The 17,946-nt window shown below is 54.7% G+C and carries 15 protein-coding genes and 2 pseudogenes; 4 read left to right on the top strand and 13 right to left on the bottom strand.

Annotation, left to right across the window (positions count from 1 at the left end):
* The 3 genes and pseudogenes from AC0L2Y_RS32230 to AC0L2Y_RS32220 form a co-directional block, all read left to right on the top strand.
* Positions 1-174: pseudogene (locus AC0L2Y_RS32230) on the top strand (IS66 family transposase); the annotation flags it as partial.
* A 96-nt stretch (positions 175-270) separates the two neighbouring features.
* Positions 271-540, top strand: a pseudogene (locus tag AC0L2Y_RS32225) (ATP-binding protein); the annotation flags it as partial.
* Between the two features lie 300 nt (positions 541-840).
* Positions 841-2,619: a hypothetical protein gene (locus AC0L2Y_RS32220; protein WP_473562018.1), complete on the top strand. Its 1,779-nt coding sequence runs from the start codon at positions 841-843 to the stop codon at positions 2,617-2,619.
* Between the two features lie 557 nt (positions 2,620-3,176).
* Here AC0L2Y_RS32220 and AC0L2Y_RS32215 read toward each other — a convergent pair.
* The 13 genes from AC0L2Y_RS32215 to AC0L2Y_RS32155 form a co-directional block, all read right to left on the bottom strand.
* On the bottom strand, positions 3,177-3,803 hold the full coding sequence (locus AC0L2Y_RS32215) for a class I SAM-dependent methyltransferase (RefSeq protein ID WP_473562017.1): 627 nt from the start codon (positions 3,801-3,803) through the stop codon (positions 3,177-3,179).
* 40 nt (positions 3,804-3,843) lie between these two features.
* Positions 3,844-4,818 (bottom strand): glycosyltransferase family 2 protein, encoded by a 975-nt coding sequence (locus AC0L2Y_RS32210; protein ID WP_473562016.1) that lies wholly within the window; start codon positions 4,816-4,818, stop codon positions 3,844-3,846.
* On the bottom strand, positions 4,815-5,132 hold the full coding sequence (locus AC0L2Y_RS32205) for an LbetaH domain-containing protein (protein ID WP_473562015.1): 318 nt from the start codon (positions 5,130-5,132) through the stop codon (positions 4,815-4,817). The genes AC0L2Y_RS32210 and AC0L2Y_RS32205 overlap by 4 nt, the downstream gene beginning before the upstream one ends.
* A gap of 230 nt (positions 5,133-5,362) precedes the next feature.
* Positions 5,363-6,511 carry a glycosyltransferase gene (locus AC0L2Y_RS32200; protein WP_473562019.1) on the bottom strand — a complete coding sequence of 383 codons (1,149 nt, stop codon included), beginning with the start codon at positions 6,509-6,511 and terminating at the stop codon, positions 5,363-5,365.
* 81 nt (positions 6,512-6,592) lie between these two features.
* Entirely contained in the window at positions 6,593-7,339 is a 747-nt protein-coding gene (locus AC0L2Y_RS32195) for a class I SAM-dependent methyltransferase (protein ID WP_473562014.1), read from the bottom strand.
* Between the two features lie 630 nt (positions 7,340-7,969).
* Positions 7,970-9,187, bottom strand: a complete 1,218-nt coding sequence (locus AC0L2Y_RS32190) for an MATE family efflux transporter (RefSeq protein ID WP_473562013.1) — start codon at positions 9,185-9,187, stop codon at positions 7,970-7,972.
* Positions 9,188-9,246: 59 nt separating this feature from the next.
* Positions 9,247-10,461 (bottom strand): hypothetical protein, encoded by a 1,215-nt coding sequence (locus tag AC0L2Y_RS32185; protein ID WP_473562012.1) that lies wholly within the window; start codon positions 10,459-10,461, stop codon positions 9,247-9,249.
* A 181-nt stretch (positions 10,462-10,642) separates the two neighbouring features.
* Positions 10,643-11,401 carry a glycosyltransferase family 2 protein gene (locus AC0L2Y_RS32180; protein WP_473562010.1) on the bottom strand — a complete coding sequence of 253 codons (759 nt, stop codon included), beginning with the start codon at positions 11,399-11,401 and terminating at the stop codon, positions 10,643-10,645.
* Positions 11,402-11,423: 22 nt separating this feature from the next.
* Positions 11,424-12,518: a GDP-mannose 4,6-dehydratase gene (gene gmd / locus AC0L2Y_RS32175; RefSeq protein WP_473562008.1), complete on the bottom strand. Its 1,095-nt coding sequence runs from the start codon at positions 12,516-12,518 to the stop codon at positions 11,424-11,426.
* Between the two features lie 76 nt (positions 12,519-12,594).
* Positions 12,595-13,872 carry a sugar transferase gene (locus tag AC0L2Y_RS32170; protein WP_473562006.1) on the bottom strand — a complete coding sequence of 426 codons (1,278 nt, stop codon included), beginning with the start codon at positions 13,870-13,872 and terminating at the stop codon, positions 12,595-12,597.
* 40 nt (positions 13,873-13,912) lie between these two features.
* Positions 13,913-15,232, bottom strand: a complete 1,320-nt coding sequence (locus AC0L2Y_RS32165; RefSeq protein ID WP_473562004.1) for a UDP-glucose dehydrogenase family protein — start codon at positions 15,230-15,232, stop codon at positions 13,913-13,915.
* Between the two features lie 150 nt (positions 15,233-15,382).
* Positions 15,383-15,973, bottom strand: coding sequence for a transcription termination/antitermination protein NusG (gene nusG / locus AC0L2Y_RS32160; RefSeq protein ID WP_473562002.1), 591 nt, complete (start codon positions 15,971-15,973; stop codon positions 15,383-15,385).
* 355 nt (positions 15,974-16,328) lie between these two features.
* A complete protein-coding gene (locus AC0L2Y_RS32155; RefSeq protein ID WP_473562000.1) occupies positions 16,329-16,919 on the bottom strand; it encodes a biotin transporter BioY in 591 nt (196 codons plus the stop codon).
* Positions 16,920-17,033: 114 nt separating this feature from the next.
* On the opposite strand from AC0L2Y_RS32155, the gene AC0L2Y_RS32150 reads away from it, so the two are divergent.
* The gene (locus AC0L2Y_RS32150) at positions 17,034-17,942 is read left to right on the top strand and encodes an MBL fold metallo-hydrolase (protein WP_473561998.1); all 909 of its coding nucleotides are present in this window, start codon (positions 17,034-17,036) and stop codon (positions 17,940-17,942) included.
* Positions 17,943-17,946 lie beyond the last annotated feature (4 nt).

The raw sequence follows: 17,946 nt of genomic DNA, 5'->3' as shown, positions 1-17,946 counted from the left end.
GTCGTTGCCGCTCTCTTTGCGCTGTGGGAAAAGGAGCTGCCGAAACTGTCGGGCAAATCGAAGCCCGCTGAGGCGATCCACTATGCGCTCGGCCGGCGTGCCGCGCTCGAGTGCTTCCTCGCCGACGGCCGCATCGAAATCGACTCCAACACCGTCGAGCGCGCGATCAGGCCGCAGAGACGTGGATGTTGCGATGACCCGGCTCGACATGACGCTGGTGCCGGCCTTCTACGACGCCGTCGCCCGGGTGATGGCCAAGGAGCAACGTCCATGACGAACGCGCTCGACACCACGCCATCCACCATCGACCGGATCCGCCACGACCTCGTCGGCCTGAAGATGCCGCGGGCGCTCGAAGCGCTCGATCATGTCGTGCGCCGGCTCGAGAAAGGCGAGATCGCCGCCCTCGAAGCCATGGACATTCTCCTCTCGGAAGAGTTGACCCTGCGCGAGAACAGCCGGATCAAGACGGCACTGCGCATGGGGCGCCTGGCCACGATCAAGACGCTCGCCGGCTTCGACTTCTCTTTCCAGCCCGCTCATCACCTCAAGCCGCGCCAGATGGGGTCAGCTTGGCGCTTTCCCAAGACCTGCAAATTGTGCCCGGCAATGTTCTTACGCGCGCGGAGGCGTCGGCATGGTAAACTAACCGCCGAGAGCGCGACATTGCCAGGCAAAACGCAGATTTGATATCAGCCACTTTGTCGCCTCTTAGGGCGGCATAATCTGCCGCCTGACCCCTGTTGGAGAGAGAGAAAGAGGACCATGCAAAGCATCTCTCGCCGTCTATTTGCAAGGTGGGCGGCGTTGGCACCGTGGGGTGTAAGTTGGAGCACTGCAGTGTCGGAAGCTTCAGCCGCTGCCCCACTGTCTGGAGATCCGACGCCTGCCCGGATCGCAAGCACCGAGAATGTCAACCTAATGCTGCAACAGGTGATGGATGCAGCCGATGCTGCAATTTCGGCCAGCGGTGTTGCAGATTTTGTTAGCAAGCCCGTGGCAGAAGCCACGACCATTCCAATCGCAAAACAGTTTCTGCGGCTGGCAGGATACGCGCGATCCGGCGATGGCGGGGGCGCGCTCTATAGAAAGGCTGATATTGAACCAAGACATCGCGGCAAATTTCAAAGCGCCGATGGCGCATGGTGGGAACTAGCGGAGGAGATCATCACTCCGAACATGCTGGGCGGCGACTTGGCTTCAGTCATCGAAATCGGCCCGAACGGGTTTATCCCGGCAGGTACCGTTCTCGTCGACAAAACTATCGCATATCCTAAGTCGCCCCCCTATGGCGGCGGGGTACTGCGTGGGCAGGGAATGGAAACGTCGAATGCTTTTTCGCCCAGAGCAACAAGCTCCAAATCGGCCATAGTGTGGAACGGCATTGGCGGCGGAAGCCTGATGGAATTGGATGGGCAACTCGGACTGATGTTCGAACAACTCTCCTTCGTCGGCAAACCTTCACTGAAAGCTGCTAGTCGCGCCGGCATTTGTCATCACTGGCTCCAAACGACCAAGGCGTTTGGGTCTGGCGAAAGTCTCTATGTCGAATGCTCGTTTCAGCACTTCGAGACTGCAGTCAAGTTTGCCAATAGCCGCGGCGACGCCACTTGTGCTGGTATGCATTTCTTAAAGTGCGTCGTCCAGAACGTCGACACCTTTATTCATGTCGTGAATGATCAGGGTCTCAACTACGTTCTGGATCATGTCTCTTGCAATTTTATTGATCGGGTCGCCCTTTTTGAACGCGGCGGGAATCTCGATGTGAGAAACGGCAATCTCGCGGGCTGTGGGACTATCAACTGGTGCTTTGAACTGGCTGCAATCGGCAACAATCTTTATGTTAACAGCTTCCGCAATGTCCGAATTGAACAAGGCACCAAGCGACTTCTCAAAATGATCGGATCGGGGAGCGCGATTGTTGACGGCCTGACCGAAGCACAGCCAAATCAAACCGTCACGATGTTTGAACAGACAGGGGGAGTTCTCTCGGTCCGCAACGCACATCTGACTACCAACGGCGCCGCCAATCCAACCTTCATTGTTCGCAACCAGGACGGCGGTTCTCGCGGGATTCTCTTTTTAGAAAACGTTCACTTCGCTGAGGACGCATTTGTACTAACAGACTGGATCGGCCGACCAAGCACGAGCGCAAGTTCAATCGTGGTGATGAAGAATTGCACCCATGGGACCAATTTCCAGCCAATCCCGGATTTCTCAACCGATCTCGCATATGGCAACCCCCGCACTTGTACCCGGACCACGACCGATTCGAGCAAGCCACTGACAATCGGGGGTGAAGCACGAGGCCTTGAAACGGTTGTGCAACTACCTACCGACACTCTAACCACGATCAACATTGTAATTGAGGGCGTAGATAGCGCCCGCAATGTTGTCTTCTCCGGGGTGCGCAGGGCAGTGTGCCTAAATAATAACTTTGTCTGCACTCTGATCAGTTTGCAGATGATTGGTTCTGACTATGATCCCCTTGCACTAGAGGCTTCACCCCACGTGTCAGTGTCGCAACACCTCAATGCCATCGAGGTTATTGTCACCGGTTTGCGAGAAACTTTAATCAATTGGACAGCTATCTTTGAAGGTCAGCCAAGACCAATCTAGATGTGAGCGCGCCTCCAAAGAGGGCTCGCATCATTGGCTTGGGCAAGCCACATAGCCAGCCCATGATTGCGAAGGCAACTGGCACAGGAAGCCCTTCTCCGAAAACTCCTTTGCGAGATCGAGGCCTGAAGACGTAAAACACTGAACGACCAGTGCTCTGCCCAACTTGACACCGACTTTACCATCGCATGGCGTGCCGCTCCCGACAGGATGGCAGGTCACGACACTTTGCTCGTAACTTGCTCGAGCAGCCTCGGTTATTAAGCCCACTGGTCCCAACCGAGGCTCAGACGAAACGCCACACAAAACGACATTGTACCCACCCACTCTGATATCTCTTATGGAAACGATAGACAGTCTTCCGGTAAATTGAGCAGTCGGGACGTCCGCCTTTGGGATACGGGCGATCCGCTTATTAATCTGAGAAATAGACATTGCCCCAAAAACCAACGCGAAGAGGAGCGCGATACTGAATACTATGATCCAAGCTCTTGCAGTCAAGATGAACTTCTCCGAGCGGGATGCTAATTCAAGAGCTGACATGCTCCAGAGTCTGCCTAAGAGACATTTGGTTTGCGAGCGATCGCTATCATACTCTTTGCTAATGGCGGAACTCTACCGACTCGATCAAAACGGACAATATCCAGTCCAACTTCTTCAAGCAGCATCCCCAGTGTCTTTATGGACCAAAACTTAATATGGCCGCCGTCCCAGAGGGCCCAAAAATGGTTGTCCATTTTCCCCGTAACCGCTAGCACCACATTTTTCACGTAACCGTGATAAGGGGTTGAGATGATCGCTGTACCGCCGGGTTCAAGCAGATTAAATACGTTTCGGGCGAAGGCTCTTGGATCGTAAAGGTGTTCCACGACCTCGAGGCTAAGAACGGTGTCGAACGTACCGTACCTAGCGGATAGGTCATCATACGCCGACCCAATCTCGAGTTTGAGATTTGGGTACGCGCGATTGGCCATTGCGACGGCCGAGGAAGAGGCATCGATGCCGACAACGGAGTATTTTCCACTCAGTTCGCTCGCAACGCTGCCATTGCCGCAGCCCAGATCAAAAATGCGCTTCGAGTCAACCTCAGCTAGGATGCGCTTTACCGCCGGCAACAATATCGTGTGAGAGCTGTTTTTCTCTGCGTTGTCATACTCATATTCAATTTTTTGTACATCAGGCATGGTCGTCCTACTCCGTCTTGATAATAAGGCGCCTTCGCCTTCAAACACCAGAACGCAAATCGATTCCAGTTCTGTCCTTGATAGCATCTTCCAGTGGAATGTTAGTCTTTTTGGCGAAGTCAATAATTTCGTCTACCTTGGCATCAACTAAAGTTCTGTAGAGGAAGCCCTGCAGGAGGTGAAAATATAACCCGGGACGCCCATCCAAAAAACCAAGTAAGAATGCATATCTATATAAGAAGTAAGCATACGCCCTCCATGCTGGTGGCATCCTTAGATATATCTTTTCCTTCATAAATCGCTTTATCGCGGCCGGAGCACTTAGCTTTCTGCCGTTCTCCGCCTTTGGTTTAAATGACTCAATCTTTTTGCTAAGAATATCTGCAGCCTCACGCGAGGCATAGGAATTGTGCTTCGACATCCACCAAGTCAGAGATTTCAAATTACGATCTGACAGACTTAAGCTGGACTTTTGGACGCGACGCTCAACAACTATGTGTTCATCCATCCAGCGCTGTTCGCATTTGCCGCGTCCATTACGCCAGAGGCGAAGCTGCCAACTTGGCTCGATGCCGCCAAACCGAATCCTACGTCCCAGAAAATAGATGCGCCGCTTCATAAGTATTCCATCACAGTCACCGGCTGCTTTTGAGACAATATCATGCAGATCGGCAAGCTGTTCTGCATCAAGGACCTCGTCGGCATCGATGCGAAGCAGCCAACCTCCCTTATTGGACAAAAAATCAATGCCAAAGTTCATTTGTGTCGCGTAATTCACCCATCTATTCTCGACTACCGTTGCTCCAAAAGACGCCGCTATCTCGCGAGTGTTGTCACTTGATCCACTATCAACGACCGTTATACTTGAAACTCTACCACGAAGACTCTCGATACACCGCTCAATGTGAATCTCTTCATCCTTCGTGAGAATAAGCGCGTGGATATGAATAGGCTTATCTACTTCCCGCCTCGGGATAGTTGAGGGTTGGGCCTCGGTTGGGGCTTTCATGCTCATCGGAACCCAACCTGTCGAGCCGGATTTCCAGCCACCACAACTCCAGGCTCCAAATCCTTAACAACAACGGCACGCGCGCCTACAACTGCGCCTTTCCCAATCTTGACTCCTGGCCCGACGAATGCGCCGGCCGCGACCCATGCTCCATCCTCGATAGAGATATTGCCAACGACGAGAGGAAAATGGGGATCGCGATAGTCATGGGTCGCAGAACACAAATATGCTCCCTGACTGATAGTGACGTAATCGCCGATAGCAATTTCTGCCACTGAGTAGCACGTCGCTTCTGGACCAAGGCTGCTCGTTTTTCCCATACGCAGGTTCCATGGTGCCCAAACACGCGCGGACGGATAAGGATGAGCGCCAACTTCAATTTTCGCCCCAAAGGTCCGCAGTAAAAAACACCGCCATCGATGAAACGGCGTAGGAGACCACCCATAAGCCGTTTTCTCAACGATTCGCCAAATGGCGCGTCTTAGCTTGTTGCTTCCGCTCGGCGGCGGCACCGCTGTTAGTTTGAACGACCTTGTATCTGACATCGAACTTAGTCCAATACCACGCTCTTCGGTCGGTCAGTTCGCCCTTCGCACCACCGGTAAACATTCTCCATTTCAGCGCCGACACCATCCCATGAATAATCCCTTTCCATCCAAGACCGCCCCCGTGCGCCCATTGCTTCGCGAACCTCCCTCGGCATCGACATCGCATCATTAAGCGCTCTTACCAAGGGCTCTACGCCGTGATCGATCCACCATCCGCAGCCCTGGACATCCAATCCGGCCCAAGGAGCCCCCTTGGTTGAAATAACCGGCACGCCGTTCGCTAGGGCTTCAGCGACCACCATCCCAAAGTTCTCATCGAGCGTCGGCAACACGAAGAGGTTCGCCGACCGGTAAGCTATGGCTTTCTTCTCGCCGTAGAGAGCGTCTTCAAATGATACTCGCGCGACACCCAGCTTTGCTGCCATCGCTTTCAGTTCGGATGGATAGCTGCCTTCCATTGGCCCGACCACTCTAAGCCGCCAATGCGGGTTCTGATGCTCAACTTGGGCCCAAGCAGCCAGAAGGCGGTCAATCCCCTTCTTGGCATGAATTCTGCCAAGATAGAGGACCGTGTCCATTTTCTCCTCGGATCTTGACTGATCGGCCCTGACGCTCTGGTTCAGAGCCGGCACATCGATTCCATTTGGCACCACTGCAACTGGCGCCTTGAATCCTTGCCTTCGAATGTCAGCGTATTCTTGGACGCTGGTCGCGTGGAAGCAACTCACGACTTCGACCGCGGCGCGCTGTGCGATCCGCCAGAAAATCATCTTCTTTCGACGAGAAAATTCGAGAGCTCGAGAGCCAAACATGCCCCTGGGGGAAAGAAGTAACGGCCGGCTGTGCCGACCGGCACTCCAACTCGGATACACGTTCGGCATCAGCCACAGACCGTGCGTATGCAATATCCCTCCGGTCGCTGCGAACCGATCGATAGCAGCCCGGAGGTCTCTCGATACATACAGGTTGGAAACGACAGGAACAGAACCAAAATCGCGTCTGAATGCACGACAATCCACCCCACCCCGCAAGGCCGTGGATGGTTTTCCAACGCTAAACATCCCCGATTGTAGCCCTCTGGCAGCCAAAGTCGATGCAAGCCGTGTGACCGAATAACTTGGGCCCGCAGCTTCAGATTCAACGGAAGCCACAATTTGAAGGATGCTCAAGCTCAATGCTTCATTACCTGCGCGTAGACTCAATTCACTGTTTCCCGCTCTACATACCAGAGTTTACTTTTTCACCTTGCCCAGTATGTTCACGCGTAGGGATTCAAGCGCCGTAGTACTATTGACGATACGCTCATACGCGAAGCCGAACAACAAAAGCGGAAGAGACCGCCTCATGTAAGACGGCTCTGGCTCTATCATGCGGAGTTCAATCTCGGAGAAACCTGCAGCCAATGTTGCGTTTTGAAGAGACTTTCGCCGGTTCATTCTGTAAAAAGTGGGCCAAGGTTCATGCGCATCTACATTCATTCCGCGCGCCGCGTTGGCAACACGCAAGTGGACCCAGTGAGGGGTCCCTGCGGAGATCAACGTCACATAATGAAACAAATTCGGAGTCCGAAAGAAAAACGACGATCCGGGCTTTAGCACTCGGTGGACCTCTTTCAGAAACATCGCGGGGTTCTCCACATGCTCCAAAACAAAGTCAGCAAACACCAGATCAAAGTAGTTATCTTTCTCTGGAATTTTGCCATTTACTATTATGCCTGCTCTGTCCAGCTCTTCGTTAAGCAGGACGGTCGGATCAATATCAACCCCTACGATCTCCTTGACCTCGCCCCTCAATACCCTTCGATTGTCCCGTGTCGACGGGCCTGCACCTATGTTTAATACCTTGCAATTCGCATTTACCTCCGAACGGATCCAGTTATAGAACGCTGCCGTTCCATTCATCGATTGAGCTTTATATAGCCTTCTATATAACCGCTCAACTAGCGGTAGACTTTCGGTGGACCTGTGATAGCCCGGCATTTATGCTCCTTAATTGGCTGAAATTAAACGTTTGTCTTCTCACGGGACTACCGCGACTTTGGCACCGTCCCAACAATGCGTGCAGGCACGCCAGCCACAATCGCATGATCGGGAACGTCCCTTGTAACAACAGCCCCCGCGCCAATGACTGAGTGGGCGCCTACCTTCTGGCAACCCGCTAGCACGATCACACGAGCCCCCACCCAAGCCCCCCTTCCTATGTGCTTGTTCATCGCAACAGGATCTGATCTCGGATCAAGCCGGTGGTCGTGAGTGTACAAAACCACTCCTTCAGAAATGAAAACGCCGTCTTCGATTGACACCCCCCCCGTGTAATCAATTTTCACTGCGGCGTTTATTACTACATCGTCGCCAACGATAAGCTGACTGCCCAACGCCTCGCTAGAGGCCCCCACTCCGCGTGAGACCGTGCACCGCGAGCCGAGAGTGACAAACCCCGGCCGATCAATGCGGGCGAAGCGTGCTATCGTCGTTCCTCTGCCGCACTGACGGAGCACACTTCTGTAGGTCATCGTCCAAACTGAATCAAGTATTCTTCTCCAAGCGTAGGCGATTAACCGGGGGATGATCAAAATATTCGGAATATCACGCACAGATTTTTCTCTCATGTCACGATCGAAAAACATAGACGAGTGAATATAACAGCCTTGCCAAAATACTTCCAGCGAAACTGACCGCCACTGCCATACCGATGTTAGCCGATTCAGAGTCGAAGAGGTATTCCGGCGCAAGGAGTAGGACGAATACGATGATGCCTACTATAGGAGCGGTGGTATAAACCCTTGTTGCGCCGCGAGCGACGACCGATAAGCCAACAAAACCGGATGCGTGGATCAGGATCATTGCAACGGCTGTCAAATATAGTCCCGTTCGCATCTCAACGCTGGCGTTCCCAAACACCAGAGTAAGCGCTCGATCGCCCATCAATATAGAGATCATGAAGAAGGCCAAGCCTATGGCCAGCCCGACCGAAATACCTTTCAATATGTTTATGGTGTAGGCAGCTTTATTCCCGCCACGATGAACCCTTATTGCCTCAGGCAAAAATATGAAGCCGACAGCAGTCGCCAGCATTTGGAATGGAACGAACAACGTCTGGGCAGCACCCACAAAGCCCATTATCTGTGTGGAGCTCGTGAGAAAAATGCCGAACCGGAAGCAGTTTGTATGCACGCTGTCCAACGCCGGAAACATTCCCACCCAAAGGTTATCCAGAATAAGACGGCGTATTCTCTTAAAGCTTGTTCGCCCAAGCACATGGCCTGCAGGGCCGAGTTGCATCGATGTGCGGACGTCCAACAGAACCGAAGTTGCAATCACACATGCCGACGAGAGAATGGCGGCTTCGAAGAAACTCCCTCCGAGATAAATGACCCCAAGAAAGGGCACCATACCGGCGACACCCCTGCCGGCAAACGACATAGCGATGCGCGCCTGGCTATTTTCGCGTTGGTATATTCCTATAATAAGGTCACTTACCTGGTCCCCAACCCGTCCTGCTATCAACGCGAGTGCGACCCACTTTTCAGATGAAGCCAGATCCGTCAAAAAGGAAATAACCAAGGCCGTCACCGTGTAGGAAAAGAGCACACCAGCCACGCGCAATATTAGTGCGTCGTTCACAACCGAGCTGTCGACGCTTTCGAACGACATAACGACTCTTAGATTCAGGCCAAAGAGTAGGCACAGCGGTGCAAATATCGAAAGCCCCAGCGTGTATACCCCAATGGTCGAGGCCATGCTGTGGTGAGAAAGCACGAGTATGCAAATGGCTTGGGAAGCGGCCCAAACTGCCTGCCCCATTAGATTGATGATTGTCTTTTTCAATGACTCGTTCCGTTCGCCGACGGCAGCCAGGCTGGGCGCCACGGTGGCGACCGCCACGGCTAAATAAAGGGCAACACTCGCTTGGCGGCTTTGTACAGGAGCAGTACAAGAATCACCCCAACGACCGAAGAGATCAGGTTCACGATACGAAGATTTGACATCTCGAAATTGAGGAACAAATTGCATACAACCACAATCCCGATTACCGAGTCCGGGTTCTTCATGGAATAGGCATAGCCCTTAGCCAGCAGATAGCCGACGAACCAGCCTGAGATCAGCACGCCTGCCAGTCCGGCGTTCATGTAACCGGTTCCGAGTGTCTCCCCCGGCCACGAATTATGAACAATCTCACTGGCCGGCGTACCCGGCTCTAAGAGATATCCCAAAGTGGCTGCTCTTATGTATAGACCGTCGTCAACAGGCGGCTTATTTTCATATAGAGAGCTGGGCAAAAAAGCAGTGGTAAGATCAATAAAGGTTCTTCCAAGATAGAAGTTATCCCATTTAAAAAAATTCGTCGCAAACAAGTAAGTGTCTATGTAACTTAACGAAATAATTAGAGAACTGTAAGAGTCTAACGTCATCGACACCAAATTTTGAAAGCTTTCTGTCAGGCCATCCAGCGAATTGGCGTCTCGATAAATAAGTACGGAAAAATAATACAAGATGACTGAGGCGTATAAGATGAAAAGGGCGAGAACATTCTTCATGCTGAATCGCATAAATTTTGGATTAGACAGCGACGCAACCATTATTATTGTTAGCAGCAGCTGGAGGGTATCCTTTCTTCCTCCAAAAATGCTCGAGGTGGCAGCTCCCGTTATGAACGCGAAAAAAAGAAAGAGACCGCTGATCACGTCCCCCTTGGTGGCAACTCTCCGAGTGGCAGCAAGGTTAGCCAGCAAATAAGAACTTGAGATTATGAAGTTCAGGGGACCCAAACCAGATTGCAATTCTACGCGCCGGGAGACGTTGCTCATAAGGAACTCGAGCCCGCCCGAAGCCTTGATCTTGGCATAGAAAGCTAAGGTGCCGAGGGCAAGAAAGAAAATGATCGAACCGATGCTCTCGAATTCGCTAAGTTGCACCCTCGGACGCCGAAGCCTTTCCAGGGAATTGAAGTTTCCCACCGTTGAGTAGTATGCGGTGTAGATTGTCAAATTCATCAGCGCGTAGCAAAATATGGTCCAAGTTAAGCTTGCCTGAAAATCTGACGCTACGACAGAGAATACGTTTGGCTGGATGTATTCCGGATATTTGGAGACGATTACCATGGCAGGCACCATAATAAGGACCTGAACACATGCATATAGCTTAATTGGTTGGAATATCTGCTTGCTGCGCTCAACGACGAAAGGAACCGCGTTGCACAGAGTAAATATTAGAACCGAAATATAAGTCGCTATCATCTAACCGGGGATACTCATTTATACTTGCGACGCTAGTTTCAATTCATCAATTTCCTCTCAATGGCGTTACCAGCTGCTTCAGCTTGCGCGCAGGCTTTGCGACAAGTGCATAGTCAACCGGACCCGATCCGAGCCAGCGACGGCGTGCCCGGAGTGCTTCCAAGTTGTGGCTGATGTGCGAGGCCAGACTTCGCGTGCTAGCTCCGCCAACCATCATGTCCACCAACACGTGGCCGGTCGCTGCGGTCTGGAATCCGTGAAGCTCAACAGCTCTCAACATCCAGTCATAATCCGATGCCACTTTGAGGCTAAGATCGAATGCGCCGACCACGTCAGCTACCTTCCTCGTGACATAGAACGTTGGGTGGGCCGGCATCCATCCGGTGCGAAAACCCTTTGCGGGGCGTGCCGCGGCCCGCCAACGACGCACGATCCGCTTGCTCAGATGGTCATCGACAAAATCGAGGTCGCCATGCACGATGTCAGCATGTTCGAGCCCTGCGGAAATCCGTCCTAGTGCTGTACGATCGTGAAAGCAATCGTCTGAATTCAGCACGCCCACCGCGTCCCCGGTATAGAGGCGCAGCCCCTTGTTCAGCGCGTCATACATGCCGCTATCTGGTTCGCTGATCACCCGGATCTGCTCCTGTTGGTAAGACCGGACAATTGCCAGGGTGTCGTCCGACGAATTGCCGTCGATGACCACCAGTTCCTTGTCGTCATGACCCTGGGCCAGAAAGCTGTCGATCGTATGCCTAATCGTCGCCGCCGAATTCCAACAGACGGTCAAGACAGAAATTTTCATGCCGACCCTAGCCTAATGCTGCTCACTGTGCCGCAACACGAATGCGATCCTCGTCCAGGCGCCGATGTTCGGATTCCCGTCGTACCGTTTCGAGGTCGGCCTGGACCATTTCCCGGACCATCGTAGCGAGCGATGTTGTCGCCTTCCACCCCAGAACACGCTCCGCTTTCGAGGCGTCGCCGATTAGAAGTTCAACTTCAGTCGGCCTGAAATAGCGCGGATCCACCTCGACCAGAACAGCGCCGGATTTTGCGTCGATACCTTTTTCTTCGACTCCGGAACCAACCCACTGGATTTCGGTGCCGACTTCGTTGAACGCAAGCTCAACAAAGCGACGAACTGAATTCTTCACCCCAGTTGCAAGGACATAGTCGTCGGGCACTTCATGCTGAAGAATTCGCCACATGCCCTCGACGTAATCGCGGGCATGGCCCCAATCGCGTTCAGCCGATAGATTGCCGAGGTAGAGTTTGTCCTGAAGGCCGAGGGTGATCGCAGCCGCCGCACGCGTGATCTTGCGGGTGACGAATGTCTCGCCGCGCATCGGGCTCTCGTGGTTGAACAGGATGCCGTTTGAGGCATGGATATCGTAAGCTTCGCGGTAGTTCACTGTGATCCAGTAGGCGTAGATCTTGGCAGCCGCGTAGGGCGAGCGGGGATAAAAGGGCGTCGTCTCCCGCTGTGGAATCTCGTGCACCTTGCCGTAGAGCTCTGACGTCGATGCCTGATAGAAACGCGTCTTTTTTGTCAGGCCGAGCAGCCGAATGGCTTCGAGCAGCCGCAATGTACCAATCGCGTCGGCATTTGCGGTATATTCCGCGGTCTCGAAGCTCACCTGGACATGCGATTGTGCGGCAAGATTGTAGATTTCGTCGGGTTGAACCTCCTGGACGATGCGGATGAGGTTGGTGGCGTCGGTCATGTCGCCATAGTGCAGCGACAGTCTCACGTCCTTTTCATGCGGATCTTGATAGAGGCTATCGATACGACCCGTATTAAACGATGACGACCGCCGCTTGATGCCGTGGACATCATAGCCCTTTGCCAAGAGAAGTTCCGCCAGATAGGCGCCGTCCTGGCCGGTGATGCCCGTGATGAGCGCGGTTTTCCTAGTCATTGTACTTCTCCGAGGTCGACAAGGCGATATTCTCAACACTGATCAGCATATCGGCTAAATTGTCTTCGCGGCCCGCTCAACGCGCGCCAAATCCTGTCAGCATGGTTCGGACGGTACGAAACACAATCAGCACGTCGAGCCAAGGGGAGAAATTCTTGATGTAGTAGAAGTCGTAGTGAAGCTTTTCCAGAACATCGTCCACGGCCGCAACGTGGCCTTGATTGACTTGTGCCCATCCGGTAATGCCAGGCCGCACGATGTGCCGGTAGCGATAGAACGGCAGCTCCGCCTCATACCATTTCGAGAGTACGAGTGCTTCCGGCCGCGGTCCTATCCAGCTCATTTCGCCGCGCAGGATGTTGAAGGCCTGCGGCAACTCGTCGATCCGGGATTTTCTTAGGAACTGCCCCAAACGGGTGATGCGTGTGTCGCCGGCCTTCGTGATGGCCGCTTCCTTCTCGTCGACAGCCGCGTCGCTGAGCTTCATCGTTCGAAACTTGTAGACCTCGTAGGGATGCCCTCCGTAGCCCATTCGCTTTTGTCTAAATAGTGCAGGTCCACGCGAATCGATCTTTACGGCGATCGCCACAAACAACAGCAATGGCGAGAAAACAACAAGCACAAACAACGCAGCAGCCCAGTCTACCGACTGTTTTATTTTCAGGTAAGCGTGGTTTGGATTCAAAGAGCCTAAAGTGTTTTCAGAGAGATGCTCGATCTCCACCCGGCCTGTGAGCGATTCGCTGATTTGCTTGACGTGATAGACAGGTGTTCCCGACAGCGCACGGTCTGCAATATACCGCTCCCATTCATCTGAAAGATCGGCCCTAAGATCGGCCACGACGCCGCTCGCGTATTCGACAACCGTATCGGGAGAATGGATCCTATGCCAGCTCACACCGGGTATTGTCTCCAGCCTGTCGACATCTCCTCCAGGAATTATCGCCAGCCGGTATGCATCGAGCCGTCGCGTGGCCAGGCTCAGGCCAAAGTACCACAATGTTGACTGGATGAAGCTCGCAGCGGCCTGGAATCGGCTGTAGTCAAATCTGAAGAAGAAGATAGTGACGAACACAAGGCCATAGGTCAGGGCGAAAGTTGGCAAGATGTAACCAGCCGCCGCGACACCTGGGAAATTGCCGATGCGTTTGTAGAGAAAGTAGCCTGTCGTATGAGCGACGAATGCCGCGAGGATCGTAACCTGTAAGTTTGAATACAGTATAACCTGTTGATCAAAGGACATGCGGATCAGCGCAGGCAGCAAGATAGCGAATGTCAGTCCGCCAAGCAGCTGAAAGCGCATCCGGAGCAGCAGATGCCTTCGATTGGGCAATTGGACAGTGGTGGTGCTCACATTGAATCCCGGAACCCGACCCCTATGGAAACCTGGACGTTCACCTGAGAAGATGCTGCTCTCGGCCAACGCTGGAATATGTTATCCCTTCCCTCACGACGTCCTCGCCGCGGTAGACGTTTCGTAGGTCAACCATGACCGGTGTCGCCATGAGTGCACGGAGCCGCTTCAGATCCAGTGACCGAAACGCATTCCATTCGGTGACGATGACGATCGCATGCGCGCCATCGGCCACTGCGTAGGCACTTTCCCCGAATTCAATCCCCTCTATCATCTTGCGTGCCTGCTCCATGCCGACCGGATCATAGGCCTTGATCGAAGCGCCTGCATCCTGGAGTGCCTGAATGATGGCCAATGAGGGTGCGTCGCGCATGTCGTCGGTGTTCGGCTTGAATGTAAGGCCAAGGATACCAATGGTCTTGCCGCGCACAGAACCGCCACAGGCCTCAACCACCTTGCGCGCCATCGCCCGCTTGCGCTGGTCGTTTATCGAGACGGTCGTCTCAATAAGCCGCACGGGGCTTGCCGCGTCCTGCGCGGTCTTGACCAACGCCAGCGTGTCTTTCGGGAAACAGGAGCCGCCATAGCCCGGCCCAGCATGAAGAAACTTTGGGCCGATGCGATTATCCATGCCGATGCCGCGCGCGACGTCCTGCACATCGGCTCCCAACCGTTCGCAGAGATCGGCAATTTCGTTGATGAAAGTGATCTTCATGGCCAGAAACGCGTTGCCGGCATATTTGGTAAGCTCCGCCGTACGGCGGCTCGTATAGAATATTGGTGCGACATTCAACGAGAGGGGACGGTAGATCTCGCCCATGACGGCTTTGGCCCGTTCTGCATCGGTTCCGACAATGATGCGGTCGGGCCGCTTGAAGTCCTCGATGGCCGATCCTTCGCGAAGAAACTCGGGATTGGAGACCACCGCAAAATCGGCAGCGGGATTTTGCTCGCGGATGATCCGTTCCACCTCGTCACCTGTACCGACGGGGACGGTCGATTTCGTCACCACGACCGTAAATCCTTTGAGCGCGCGGCCAACTTCGGCGGCCGCATCGTAGACGAAGGACAGATCGGCGTGCCCATCGCCACGCCGTGAGGGCGTGCCGACAGCGATGAAGACAACATCCGATTGCGAAACCGCATCGGCCAGATTGTCATCGAAACGCAGGCGGCCTTGCGCGGTGTTCGTGGTGACGAGGTCGTCGAGCCCTGGCTCATAGATCGGTATCTTGCCGAGTTTAAGCATGGCAAGCTTTTCCGCATCCCGGTCGACGCAGCAGACCTGATGGCCAAAGTCGGCGAAGCAGGCGCCGGAGACGAGCCCTACATAGCCAGCACCAATCATTGTTATTCGCATGTCGCGTACTCTCAATCAGCGCCGACGAGACGATCTCGCCAGACAGCGCCTAGTCCAACTGAAGAACGGCTACCGCACTCCCGGGTGAAAACCCGAGAGCCGATCCTACAACAATTTTGCATCGCCTCGCCGCACTTCGATGCTTGCGATTTATGCGATTGCGACGAGATCCCTGGCATCCAGATCGACAGGGATCTCGCCATTCATGATGGCAACCAGAACCCGAGCCCTTCCGGCTGGATCGAGCCGGTCAAGGCGACCGATCATTTCCGCGAAAGGGCCCGAAAGAATCCGGACCGAAGCACCGGCTGCGAGGCCGCCGCTGAAGTCGAGCAGGCCGTGCCCGCCGGTCAACGCAATGAAGCGCTCTACCAGACCGGAAGGGACAGGCAAAGGCCGGTCCCCTTGCATAACGAGGGAGCGCACACCGAAGGTTCCGTTGATCGAGCGCCAACGTTGCAACGCGACGTCAAGGGCTATGAACATATAGCCGGGGAAATAAGCCGCAACTCGTGTTTCAAGCCGCCGGGCATGACGCACGGTTTTCTCGCAGCGCGGCACAAAGGGCTGGAATCCCTGGATCCGGAGATGCCGCTCGGCGACATGCTCCTTCCCGGGAAAGACGCTGGCCGCGTACCAGCGCGTTGCCGGCGCGGCGGTCGGCTCAGGCGACAGGATGGTCGTGTTGCTCGTTGTTTTTTCCTCGCTACTCACGTGTCTTCCTTCGGCAGTCGGCGTCATAATCTCAGGTCAACGGTTACGACAGTGTGTGGATACCAGCAAGCAACCAAGCCACTAGAGTCAAGGCGGTTGGGTTAAGAATTTCCTACACATTGTCCAGAAATTTAGCTGTGCCTAAATAATCATCGAGCCGCTTTCTTTTTCAGCTGGCTGAGATGCTATGTCGAGCAACTTATTTCCATACGTAGGTGCTTGGTTACGGTGGTCGTGACGAATCGCCCGTTGGTTCTGGTACTTAGTCCGTCGACTTGAAGCTAGTGTGACGGGCTCGCCGAGTCATGGGGTTTAGCCAACAACATGGTGACAGCGATGCAACGTGCAGTTCCGTCCTGACTTCAGTTCCGCTCGACCGGCTTCACGAACGCTTCAACAGCGACCAGACAGCCGGCACCAGGCTCGCGGCCAGCGCAACCTTGATCAGATCACCGACGATAAAGGGCACCACCCCGAACTGCCAGGACTTTTGCGGGCCGATCAACAGCGACAGCCAGGCAAAGCCCATTGCCATCATGACGATCTCGGCCACCAGCATGGCATTGAAGAGCTTGATAGGATGGCGATCCCAGCCACGGTCGGCAGCCCAGCCGACGATCGCCGCCATCACGACGAAGCCGGCTAGATAACCGCCGGTCGAACCGAGCATGTAAGCGATACCGATGCCCTTTTCGGGCGTGCTCTGGAAGACCGGAAGGCCCAACGCGCCCTCAGCCATGTAGAGAAGCAGCGTGGCGACGCCAAGGCGCATGCCGAAGGAGGCGGCGATCAAGAAGACGGCGAGCGTCTGCATCGAGATATCGACCGGTCCGAGCATGACCTTGGTCTTGGCAGACAAGATCAGCAGCAGCGTTCCGGCGATCGCCAGCAAAAGCTGTCCTGCCAGCCGGGCCGTGCCGTTTTCAGGCAAAGCGAGAGAAATGAGCGGACGCATCGTCGTTGCAGTTGCCATGGTCTTCCCCGTTCCGGATTGCCGCCGAACGCGGCCTTGCGTTTTCCTATATTGGCTTCCGTGCTATGCGGCAATCGGTTTTGCCCTCGCCCCAAAAAAGGTCGCGACGTTCGCATGGCGCTGAAATTCGATACACGCTTCGATCCGGCCTACGGCCAGGGCGTAGCCATTGGCCCTGGTATTCAACGCGTCACCGCCACGAACCCAAGCCCGTTCACCTTTCACGGAACCAACAGCTATATCGTCGGGCGCGAGACGCTGGCGGTGATCGATCCCGGACCGGATGACGAGGCACATCTTCGAACCCTGCTCGAAGCGATCGGGACTAGGCCGGTCAGCCATATCTTCATCAGCCACACGCATCGCGACCATTCGCCGCTGGCGGCGCGGTTGAAGCAGCATACGGGTGCGGTGGTTCTGGCGGAGGGCCGGCATCGCCCGGCCAGGCCGTTACGCACCGGCGAGGTCAGTCCACTCGATGCCAGCGCCGACACCGACTTTGTTCCTGATATCGCGCTGCCGGACGATATGGTGATCGACGGCGACGGCTGGACGATCCGAACGGTACTGACGCCCGGCCATACCGCCAATCACGCGGCCTTCGCGCTGGAGGGGACCGGCATCCTTTTCTCGGCCGATCACGTCATGGCGTGGGCAACCACGATCGTCGCGCCGCCGGATGGCGCGATGGCCGACTACATGACATCGCTCGACCGGCTAATCGAACGTGACGACCGGCTGCTGCTGCCCGGTCATGGCGGGCCGGTGACCGAGCCGCGCAGCTTCATGCGCGGATTGAAAACGCATCGCAAAATGCGCGAGCGAGCAATTCTGGAGCGGATCAACAGCGGCGACCGGACAATCACGGACATGGTGGAGGCGATCTATCGAGACACCGACCCGCGCCTGCATGGCGCGGCCGGCCTGTCGGTGCTTGCCCACCTGGAAGACCTGGTGGCGCGCGGGCTGGTCCATACCGATGGCGCGCCGGCTATCGACGGCATCTATTCGCCGGCAAAGTAGTACC

It is taken from the genome of Mesorhizobium sp. WSM4830 (assembly GCF_055811495.1).
The sequence above is the reverse complement of the archived record's forward strand: the minus strand, read 5'-3'. Positions and strand labels throughout refer to the sequence as shown.